Annotated in this window: 3 protein-coding genes and 1 pseudogene; all 4 read right to left on the minus strand. The window is 73.0% G+C overall.

Annotation, left to right across the window (positions count from 1 at the left end; genetic code table 11):
- On the minus strand, positions 1 to 781 hold a 781-nt coding region (pip, locus tag AOK03_RS27820; protein ID WP_055568104.1), incomplete at its 3' end, for a prolyl aminopeptidase.
- A gap of 25 nt (positions 782 to 806) precedes the next feature.
- On the minus strand, positions 807 to 1,943 hold the full coding sequence (locus AOK03_RS27825) for a nitrate/nitrite transporter (protein ID WP_079074998.1): 1,137 nt from the start codon (positions 1,941 to 1,943) through the stop codon (positions 807 to 809).
- A 63-nt stretch (positions 1,944 to 2,006) separates the two neighbouring features.
- A partial coding sequence (locus tag AOK03_RS44320) for a uracil-DNA glycosylase family protein (RefSeq protein WP_482256285.1) occupies positions 2,007 to 2,323 on the minus strand: 317 nt, incomplete at its 5' end.
- Positions 2,324 to 2,325: 2 nt separating this feature from the next.
- Positions 2,326 to 2,690 (minus strand): annotated as a pseudogene (locus tag AOK03_RS44325) (uracil-DNA glycosylase family protein); the annotation flags it as partial.
- Positions 2,691 to 2,880 lie beyond the last annotated feature (190 nt).

Raw genomic sequence — 2,880 nt, forward strand, 5'->3', positions numbered from 1 at the left:
CCCCCGGAATCCCGCGCAGGGAATCCGCGTCCCGCAGGACGACCTCGTCGCCGCCCAGCCAGTGGTCGTGGGCGAAGTAGTGCGTGACGGTGCGCGCGAAACCGGCCCGGAACGCCTCGTCCTCGTAGCGCGGCACGGAGCGCGGCGGCGCCGGAACGCACGCCGTCTCCCAGTCCGTCCAGGCCCGCGCGGCGGTGGCCCGCACGTCCGGGTCGGGCGACTCCAGGAGCCGGTTGTAGGCGGCGGCCAGATCCCCGTCCCGCTCCCCCTCCGGCACCCCGTCGCGGAACGCCTCCCACGCCTCGGGGAAGATCCGCCCCAGCCCCCGCGTCAGGAGGTCCACCTCCGCGCGGCTGCCCGTGGCGATCCCCGTGAGGACGAGCTCCGAGACCCGGTCCGGGTGCGTCTGCGCGTACCGCAGGCCCAGCACGGACCCGAACGAGACGCCCCACACGAGCCATCGCTCGATGCCCAGGTGGCGCCGCAGCAACTCCAGGTCGGCGATCAGGTGCTTGACCGTGTTGACGCCCATGTCGGTCGCCGGGTCGCTCGCGTGCGGTGTGGACCGGCCGGCGCCGCGCTGGTCGAGCAGGACGATCCGGTACGCGTCGGGGTCGAAGTACCGGCGGAAGAAGGGCGTGCAGCCGGAGCCGGGGCCGCCGTGCAGCACCACGGCCGGCTTGCCGTGCGGATTGCCGCAGGCCTCCCAGTACACGCGGTTGCCGTCACCGACGTCGAGCATGCCGTGGTCGTAGGGTTCGATGTCCGGATAGAGGCCCATCGGGGCAGCGTAACCGCGCCCCGCGTCACTCCGCCTTCGCGTTTCGCATGCGCCCGTAGGCGTAGACGCAGCCCGCGAGCGCCAGGTCGGACAGGAGCATGAAGCCGATCGAGTACGAGTCCTTGGCGCTGTAGATCGCGCCCATGACCAGCGGCGGCAGGAACCCGCCGAGACCGCCCACCGCGCCCACGATGCCCGTGACGGAGCCGACCTGCGGCTGCGGGGTGACCTGGGAGACGAGGGCGAAGACGCTGCCGCTCGCGGTGCCGAGGCCCGCCGCCATGAACAGGAAGCAGATCGTGCCCATCGGGTTCAGCGCCGGGTCGAACGCCTGGATGACGGCGAAGAGGGCGACGACCGCGAGCGCGCCCGTGGTGACCGAGGCCGGGTGGATCCGGTCGGAGAGCCAGCCGCCGATGGGCCGGAAGATCACGGTGACCAGGGCGAAACCGGCCGCCTTGGTGCCCGCGTCGGTGGGCGAGAGGTCGTACCAGGTCTTCAGGTACGTGGGCAGGTACACCCCGAAGGCGACGATCCCGCCGAAGCCGATCGCGTAGAGGGCGGAGAGCTCCCACGTGACCCGTAGCCGTCCCGCCTGCCCCAGCCGGGTGCCGAGGGAGCTGGTGGGCACGGGCCGGTCGGGCCGGTCGGTGATGAGCAGCGCGCCGAGCACCGCGAAGGCGGCGAGCGCGATGGCCACGACGATGAACGGAAGGTTGTCGCCGTGCTTGGCGATGCGCGGGGTGAAGTAGCCGGACAGCGCCACACCGCCCATGCCCATGCCGAAGACGCCGAGGGCGAAGCCCCTGCGGGCGGGCGGGAACCAGGAGTTCACCAGCGGAATGCCGATGGCGAACGTCGTCCCGCCGAGGCCGAGCAGGAAACCGACCGCGAGCATCGCGCCGAAGCTGTGCCTGGCCGGAATGATCAGCAGCACCGGGATGATGGTGAGCGCCGAGACGAGCGGGAACATCTTCCGGGCGCCGTAGCGGTCGGTGAGCGCGCCGACCGGCACCCGGCCCAGCGAGCCGACGATCACCGGCACGGCGACCAGGAGCGACTGTTCGAACGAGCTCAGGTTCAGCCGGTCCTTGAAATCGCTGCCGAGCGGGGCCACCAGGTCCCAGGCCCAGAAGGTGAGCGTGAAGCCGACGGTCGCCATGGCCAGGTTGCGGTAGGCGGCACCGGAGGGCTTGGCCGCGCGAGTCTCGTCCACGTCCCCACGCTAGGAATCGGCATCCGGCGCAGCTAGCTCTATTGGGCCGTTCGGGTGCAGCCCCGCCGCGCGGGCCGCCGTGCGCAGCACCTCCCGCAGCATGCCCGGCGTGAGGCGCCCGGTGAACGTGTTGCGCTGACTGACGTGGAAGCAGCCGAAGACGTCGAGCGGCTCCCGGTCCGGGCCGCCCGCGAGCCGTACGCGAGCTCCGTGCCCGAAGGCCGGGCGCGGCTTCGGCACCTGCCATCCCGCCGCGGCGAAGGCGGGCAGCGCGGCCTGCCAGCCGAAGCCGCCGAGCACGACCACCGCCCGCAGCGTCGGGGCGANNGCGGGCGGCGCGCAGTGCACGGGTGAGGTGATGCGGGTGCCGTACAGCGTCAGGCCGTCGTCGGCGCTCTCCGCCGTGGGGCGGGAGGCGAGTCCGACGTCGTACAGCGCGGGAAAGAGGAAGTCGCCCGACCGGTCGCCGGTGAACATCCGGCCCGTGCGGTTGGCGCCGTGCGCGGCCGGGGCGAGGCCGACGATCAGGAGCGCGGCGTCGTGCGGACCGAAGCCGGGCACGGGCCGCCCCCAGTAGTCCCGGTCGGCGAAGGCCGCGCGCTTGGTGCGCGCGACCTCCTCGCGCCACTCGACGAGACGGGGGCAGGCGCGGCACTCGGTGAGGCGCCGGTCCAGGTCGCTCAGGCCGTCCATGCCCACCACCGTACGTACGCCCGCACCGGCACGGACACCGCCGCCGTGCCCGCCCGCTCAGGTCACCGCGGCCCCCAGCGCCACGAACCCGCAGATCAGCACGGCGAGCAGGGCCAGCAGCGGCCACACGAACCGCAGGTACTTGTCGTAGCCGACCTTCGCGAGCGCCACACCGCCGATGGTCACGGCC

It is taken from the genome of Streptomyces atriruber (genome assembly GCF_001418325.1).
Classification (GTDB): domain Bacteria; phylum Actinomycetota; class Actinomycetes; order Streptomycetales; family Streptomycetaceae; genus Streptomyces; species Streptomyces atriruber.